Genomic DNA, 7,195 nt, shown 5'->3' on the forward strand with positions numbered 1-7,195 from the left:
TCCGGCAGATCACGCCACGGAACACCGGTCCGGACCCGGAACAGGATCCCGTTGACCACGGTGCGGTGGTCGTTCCACCGGCCGCCCCGGCCACCCAAAGGTGGCAGATGCGGCTCAAGCAACGACCACTCGCGATTCGTCAGATCCCCCCGGCCCATGACCCAACCAACGAGCGACCGGTCGGAAAGTCACATGATCCGCCGGACAGTGCCTAAGGGTCTGATCAAAGGAGACCGGAACGCGAGCTCAGACGGGCCCGTGCAAGCCGAGATCACCGCCGAAGGAGAAGACTGCGTGGACAACTACCAGGGCGACATCGGCGCGTACGAACGCCGCAACACCGGCGGGAACACCACGTTCCACATCGGGCAGAACACCGGCAACATCGCCGCGAACAGCCGCGACTTCACACTGAACGCGACCACGCACAGTGGCGTCGACCTCGCCCAGGTCGTCATGGCCGCCCGCGCACTCCGCCAAGCCGTACCCATCCTGGGCCTGCCCGAAGACGATGCTGCTGAGGTGACTCAGCTGGCGACGCGCATCGAAGAGGAAGCCACCAGCACCAACCCTGATCCGAGCCGCCTCCAGCGGTGGCGTACCCAGGCGGTGGCCATCCTGGCCTCGCCGGTCGTCAGCGGAGCACTGAGCAGCGTTCTCGCCACTTACCTCGGGGTCGTACTCCCGGAACTGCCGGCGGGAGGCTGAGCAGAACGCGCGGCCACGCCACCGGACCTCGACTGCGTGGCCCTTGGGGACGCCGTGGTGGTCCCGGCCGAACTTGCCGCTGGCCGCCGACGAGCCGGATGCCGACGCCTGTTGACGATCGGTGTCGGCGGTCCGGGCAATTCGGTGGAAGAGGGAACCAGCGAACGAAGAGAATGTCCACGTGCCTCCGATGCTGACCGACATGCCGTCCGACCGTCTGGACGTGCTGATCAAGCACCCCTTCCACCGCGAGACGGGTGAGCGGCTGATCGCGTTCATTCGCGATCTGCGCGAATGCCGGACCCCGGAGGACTATGTAGCGTTCCAGCAGGACTTGCTGCACGCCACCCTTGCCGCGAACGACGCGCGGGCGGAGCGATCACGGGTGATCAAGAGGCTTAGGAGAGGGCAGAAGCTTCCGCCTGATGCCCCGGATCTCGTGATCGGCGATCCACACGACCTGGACGACTGGCGGCTGGAACTGGACGTCTTGGAGCGCGTAGGCCGACAACTGCGCTCGATCGGTGATGCCATGGCCTGGCGGGCCTTCCACTACGACCGCCGCCACATACTCGCCCTGCGTCGCAACGAGTCACCGGGGCCGATGACCCTCAGCAAGGACGGCACTGTCCACGAGATCCAGTTCGCGGACCAGCAGTGGAATGAGCATCGGCAGTTCGCGATGCTGCACGACCTCACCGACTGCCTGCGCATTGGCGACGTCACCGTTTTCGGCAAGCCCGACCAGAACGACGAGCAGGACATCCTGCTGTACGAGTTGAAGACCAACCCGAACCGGCGGGAGGGAGCGCAATTCCATCGCACCCGGATGGCAGCCGAAGCGCTCCACGAGGGTGGTCCGCTCCCTGGGCATGAGAATGCCCGACTCATCGACACGGGCGTGCCTTACGCCACCCACCTCTCTGCTCTCGCTGACGCTTTCGCCCACGCCCACCGCGACGGGCTGAAAACGATGCGGGTGCCTGGACAGCGCGGCCTGCTCGCCCTCGACATTTCCGCCGCTGGCAACAAATGGGGGTCCCTGGAAGCCACACGACAGTTTGAAGCGCAGTACGCAGCGCTGCTGCGCCGCACCCGGCTGACCGGACAGCGCGTCTGCTACGGCAGCGGGGACAGCGCTGCCCGCAACTACCTCACCGCGCCGTGGGGCATCTATCCGCTGCAGCCCGCGCAGTGCGCCGGACTCATCGCCGATGTGCTCGTCTTCACCGTGACGCTGTCCTCCGACAACTTCGTCGAAGAACTCCGAAGGGCTGGGCTGGACGTCCGGTGGGTCCTGCCCGAAGGCGCCGAGATCGAATCGTCGCAGTCCCTCTTGGAGATCAACGGGCACGGCCGTCGGCTGCAAGTGGCGTGTGCCGAGATCGAGCGCTTGCTGCTGGAGCTCACCGACCTGCAGACCTGGGCAGAGGGCATCGACCGGCTGCTGGAGAAGACTGAAAGCCGCTGCCAGCCCTGGCCGTACTTCACTGAGGAACACAAGGTGTGGGCCTGACGGTCTTCCGTACGTCGACGGATGCCTCGACCGTCCCCGAGACGGTCGTCCCGGCGACGCTGCGACAGGAAGTCAGCGTTCGGTTCGCATGTGCCGTACCGCGGTCTCATCGAGCTCGGCGGCCAGCGTCAGGGCCGACGCGAGTTCCGCTGGCGCCTTGAAGAGGTGACAGATCATCTCTGCGGCGCCGTTGACGGCCTCGGGGATGGTAGGTCCGAAGCTTGCCTCTGCAAGGGCGGCGACGGACGCGGCGTAATAGCCGTCCGACCAGCTCACCCGGAGCCGGAACGTGTAGCGCTTCAGCAAGTCCCAGGAGTTCGAGCTCGCCATCTCCAGGAGGGTGTCACTCGGCTGTTGGGCGGTCTCCTCCCGGCCTTGGAGCCAGGATTCCACCTCGGTCGAGTCCGCCGCGATGGTGTCCGAGTCCTTGTCGTGGTCGTAGCAGTGGAAGCGCAGGTCTTCCCTCACGTGGATGGCCAGGCGGCATTCGCCCAGGACACCGAGACACCACAGGGCTTCGCCGCGGTTGACGACGTCGAAATGCCATCCCGGCCGGTGAGCGAGCAGGTCTCCCAGCGCCCGCCAGGCAGGGAGACGCTCGAAGCCACCGCCGAAGGTGTCACACACATTGTCGTAGTCGCTGTTGTCGAAATTGACCTTCACCGACAGGTAAGCGGGACCGTCATTCATGCTGTGGATCGTAAGTGAGCGGGCAGAACACGGTGCCCGTAACGAGGGAGCACCGCCCGTCCAGGGCACTACGCCCACTCGATACCTAGATCCCGCAGAGCGTCCAACTGCTCTGAGCTGAGCTTGTCCCGCCTGGCACGGGTGTTCGAGACCCATACGCCCAGCTTCACGGTCACCGGCTCCGCCTCGCCGTCGACCGCGATCTCTTCGCTGGCCCCGCGCGGCACCGGACGGTCTGCGCCTTCCCGTTCCACCCATTGCGCGAGGGCCTGTACGCCCCGCTGGAACGCCTGCTGTGCCTTGCTCGGGCCCTTCGTCGCACGCGTGGCCGCCGGGGCGGGAGACGGAGCCTCAAGCGGTGTGACGCCCAGATGGGAGAGGCGTTCCTGCTGCTCGGTGGACAACTGCGCCCAGGTGCTCGCCTCGCGTTGCCGCGCGAGCCACTTGCCCAGGTCGTCGCCCTCGAACAGGACACCCGGCTGGATCGCCGGCAGGACGCCGTCGGCGTCGACCAGGTCCGCGAGGACGCGATAGTGGCGCTGCCAGTCGAGCGGCCACGGACAGTTCCAGTCCGGGTCGATCGCCGCCAGCTGTGCCGCCCGCACCGTCGCACGCTCGGGGTCCTTCCCGAGGCCGCCCTTGCGGCGGAGATTGGCCGCATGCTGCCCGACGGGCACCATCGCCTCGCCCTCTCCCCACACCTGGTCCTGGCGGGGGGCGAGGTGCCCGGTGGCCCGGTGGAACGAGCGCAGCGCGGCGAGCTTGTTCTCCCACGCCTCCTCGCCCGGCTCCCACACCATCCCGGCCTCTTCGGCGTCCAGCAGCTCCTTGCGCCGCTCCTCGAGCTCCCCGGCCCGCAGCGCCTTCCGCTGCTGGTGGACCCAGCGCCCAAGGGGAAAATCTTTCGTGACCCCGACTGGGGTCTCTGTGTCGTAGGGAACGGCGTAGAGGCCGGTGATCTCGTGCTCGGCCCGCCAGCGGAGCAGGGCCTGGTAGCCCTCCAGCCAGACGAGGCTGTCCGGCCGGTAGACGCGGGTGCGCAGGAATGCGGCGATCGTGGCGGCGTCCCGGGGAGTGCTGAAGTGGAGCAGAGCGGATTCGGCGGCGGCCTGGGTGTCGTCGTGCTCCTGGTCCTCGCCGTCACCTGCGCCGTCGGCGCCGATGATCTGGCCGTTTTCGTCGCGCTGGACGTGGACCTTGCGCTTGCCGCTGGTGAGGGCGCGGGAGGCGAGCTGCTCAACGAGTCGTTCATCATGACTGCGGAGCCCTTGCAAAACGGCTACAAGGGGGCGAAAACTGGCGCTGGCGACCATGTTGTTCGGGTCCTCGTTCGGCTCCAGGAAGATCGGCACGATGATCCTGGCCACCTTGGTGGAGCCGTCACGGTTCAACCTCAGCGCGCGTCCGATGTTCTGCACGATCTCCACCTGCGAGCCGCGGGTGTCCGCGAAGCAGATCGCCTCCACCCCACGCTCGCCCGTGATGTCCACGCCCTCCCCGAGAACGCGAACGCTCGCGAGGAACGCCCTGTGTACGCGCCGGTTGTTGGCGTCGATGCCGTTGGCGAACTGGCGGATCTTCTCGCGTCGTTCGGCGACGGTGTGGTCGCCGCACAGCCATGCCGCCCACACCCGGTCCGGGGGTACGTGGCGGCCGGCCTCCAGGCCGTAGAACTCCGCGTCGATCGACGACGCGGGCAACGACTTCTCCGCCTTGACCATGGTCTCGTCATCGGTCTCGGTGACGTACAGCTCGGCAGCGGTCTTCGGTAGAGCCTCCGCGAACGCCGCGGCCTCTTCCACCTTCTGGTGGAACGTCATGACCGTACGCAGGTTGTACGCGGCGGCGTGTTCCAGGAGGGCGGTCTGCAGCAGCGCGAGGCGCCGGCCCCGCAGTGCCTCCTCCGACAGCCCGAGGACGGGGGAGGGGCCGCGGATCTCGAGGACGTCGATCTCGAACGGGGCGAGGATCTCCCGCTCGATCGCCTCGCTCAGCCCGAGTTCGGCCAGCCACGGCCCGTAGGTCTGCGAGTCCTGGCCCATCGACGCGATCTCCAACTCCTGGCCGTCCTTCCCGCGCTGCGGCCGGGGCGAAGCCAGGATGCGCGGGGTCGCGGTCAGGTAGAGCCGGAAGTCGGCGGGGATCCGCGCGTTGTCGTGGATCGCGGCCCACGGCCTCCCAAGATCACCGGCGGTTCCGTGCGCCTCATCGACGATGGCGAGCGAAAAACCGTCCATGCGCTGCCCGTAGAGCCGGTCTCCGCCCGCCAGAGCGGCCTCCAGCGGCCCGCGAACGCTGCCCTGGCCCGAAGGGTCCTCGAAGTCCTCGCGGTCCACGAGAGAGGCGTACGTGGCGAACACGATGACCGGCCCGCGGGCAGCCCACAGGGCGAGCTGGATCGGGTTGGTGGTGGTGCGCACCCCCAGCGCGTTCAGCACCGGGTCGTTCTCCAGCGAGCACACCGCGACCATGGGGGAGAGGTGACCGACGGCCCGCCACGCCTGGGCGGTCTGCACGAGCAGGTCCAGGGTCGGCACGGTCACGAGGATCCGGCCTTCGGGGAAGCACTCCAGGGCGCTCGCGGCAGCCATGATCGTTTTGCCGGAGCCGGTCGCTGACACGATCGTGCCACGGGCACCCTCGGGGGGCACGGATGACCTTGCAGGGAATCCGATCCACTTACGGAAACTCGACTTCTGGTCGATCTGGTGTTTCTTGAGAGGAATCCTGCTCATCGCCCGCCGTCCTTGTCAGTGCCGTACAGCCAGGCTTCCCGAAGCCTTTCGAGGGGGGTTTCCGAGTCGCATTCCCTGGCCCAGATCGCTTCGAGCCACATCGGGGCGGTCTTGAGCCGCTCACAGAGCACGAACGATCCGGGCAGTTCGACCAGGTGGTAGACACCCGGCGGGAAGACGCCAGCGGGTCCGTAGACGCGCCACAGCTGCTCCAGCCGGGCCCGGTTCGCGACCAGGTACTCCTCCAGCGCCTGCGGGTACGCCTGGCGGTCCGCCAGATGCACGGTCCGCAGGGCGATGTCCACGAGCTCCCGGGACGACTCCTGGTCCCACTGGCCGGAGCTGGTGCCGGTCACGGCCGCGTAGTGCTGCTCGCACACGGCGAGGACGCGCTCGACAAGCTCCGCCGGCGCCTCGCTCTCCTCCCCGGTCTCCGAGCCACGAACGGAAGGCCGGCCTACATCCGTGTGCTGGTCGTCGGCGCGGGTGCTCGCCTCCACCAGGTCCAGGCCGTGGTGGGCGAGGTGAGTCAGGAGCAGGCGGGACAGGACCGCGCCGTCCCTATCGTGCAGGTGAGAGCTGCCGTCGGCTTCGCTGTCGGGGGAGACGATGGCGCGAGTGAAGACGGTGTCGAAGAAGAACTCGGACAGGACGTCGACCAGCTCCGGGCGCGCAGATGCCGGATCGTCGTGCAGGGCGGCAACAGCGGCGTCCATGACCGCAGTGAGGAACCGCCCGCGGGCGCCCTGTAGTTGGCGGGCCTCGCTCTGCGGGCTTTCCTCGACGGCCTCCACCACGCGGTACAGGCCCTGGTCCCCGTACAGGCCGCCCGGCTTCTCCTTCGCGTGGCGTACCTTCGTCACGGCCTCCTCAACGGAATGCGCGTAGGTGTAGTTCGTCACGGTTGAGGCCCCGGGGTGTGCAGGGTCGGCCCGCTGCGCCACGATCCGATAGCGGATCAGCCCGGAGTCGGACTCCACCGCCCCACCGCTCGCCCCTTCCTGACGCTCCCGCAGGGACTGGTGCCAGCGGTCGGCCTGAGCGTCGTCCTCGCGGGAGTAGACATCCCAGCTCGTGCCGCCCATCAAGGTCCAGATGCGCCGCAGCTCGTTCCGACGGACCGCCGTCAGCCGGTCCTCTGTGCTGAGCGGGCCCGGTTGGCCCTCACGGCTTTCCAGGCCACCCGCAGCCACATACCGCTCGTGGATCTGCCCCACCGTCAATCCGGTAACCTCACGTTGGATTTCCTCCCGCGCCTTGAGGCGCATTTCGACACTTAGCGAATTCAAGTTGTCTCCCCGGCTTGAAGCCACGTCCCGGTTGGTTGGGGGGTGTCTCGCATTTCCGCCAACGGTACATGCTGCATCAACCTGATGCACGCGCTATACTAGAACCCTCCTGCGGACTCCGGCGGGCGTCACCGTGGCCCTGTGCCTCGGCGCGATCGGCGCGACCTGCTTCCTGGTCAACGCGGTGGTCGTGCTGTGGAACCTCGCACCCTCGGCGCGGGTCTTCGGGACCTACGCCGGTATGTACACCGTCGGCT

The 7,195-nt window shown here is 67.7% G+C and carries 6 protein-coding genes; 2 read left to right on the forward strand and 4 right to left on the reverse strand.

Annotated elements, in window-relative coordinates; translation table 11 throughout:
- A partial coding sequence (locus HTV45_RS33080; protein ID WP_215203741.1) for a transposase occupies nucleotides 1–158 on the reverse strand: 158 nt, incomplete at its 3' end.
- A gap of 136 nt (nucleotides 159–294) precedes the next feature.
- Between HTV45_RS33080 and HTV45_RS33085 the strand changes: the two genes are divergently transcribed.
- Both HTV45_RS33085 and HTV45_RS33090 read left to right on the forward strand, forming a co-directional pair.
- A complete protein-coding gene (locus HTV45_RS33085) occupies nucleotides 295–708 on the forward strand; it encodes a hypothetical protein (protein ID WP_215209589.1) in 414 nt (137 codons plus the stop codon).
- A gap of 181 nt (nucleotides 709–889) precedes the next feature.
- Entirely contained in the window at nucleotides 890–2,224 is a 1,335-nt protein-coding gene (locus HTV45_RS33090; RefSeq protein ID WP_215209590.1) for a hypothetical protein, read from the forward strand.
- A 72-nt stretch (nucleotides 2,225–2,296) separates the two neighbouring features.
- Here the strand turns inward: HTV45_RS33090 and HTV45_RS33095 are convergent, their stop codons facing one another.
- The 3 genes from HTV45_RS33095 to HTV45_RS34700 form a co-directional block, all read right to left on the reverse strand.
- Entirely contained in the window at nucleotides 2,297–2,914 is a 618-nt protein-coding gene (locus HTV45_RS33095; RefSeq protein ID WP_215209591.1) for a hypothetical protein, read from the reverse strand.
- A 68-nt stretch (nucleotides 2,915–2,982) separates the two neighbouring features.
- A complete protein-coding gene (locus tag HTV45_RS33100) occupies nucleotides 2,983–5,649 on the reverse strand; it encodes a DEAD/DEAH box helicase (protein ID WP_215209592.1) in 2,667 nt (888 codons plus the stop codon).
- Nucleotides 5,646–6,866 (reverse strand): hypothetical protein, encoded by a 1,221-nt coding sequence (locus HTV45_RS34700; RefSeq protein WP_308309818.1) that lies wholly within the window; start codon nucleotides 6,864–6,866, stop codon nucleotides 5,646–5,648. The genes HTV45_RS33100 and HTV45_RS34700 overlap by 4 nt, the downstream gene beginning before the upstream one ends.
- Nucleotides 6,867–7,195: the final 329 nt, after the last annotated feature.

Origin of the sequence: Streptomyces sp. CHD11, from assembly GCF_018638295.1 — a bacterium.
Lineage (GTDB): Bacteria > Actinomycetota > Actinomycetes > Streptomycetales > Streptomycetaceae > Streptomyces.

Coding starts and splice junctions, on each gene's coding strand:
- HTV45_RS33100 (WP_215209592.1), bottom strand. CDS start 5,649: ATGAGCAGGATTCCTCTCAAGAAACACCAGATCGACCAGAAGTCGAGT.
- HTV45_RS33095 (WP_215209591.1), bottom strand. CDS start 2,914: ATGAATGACGGTCCCGCTTACCTGTCGGTGAAGGTCAATTTCGACAAC.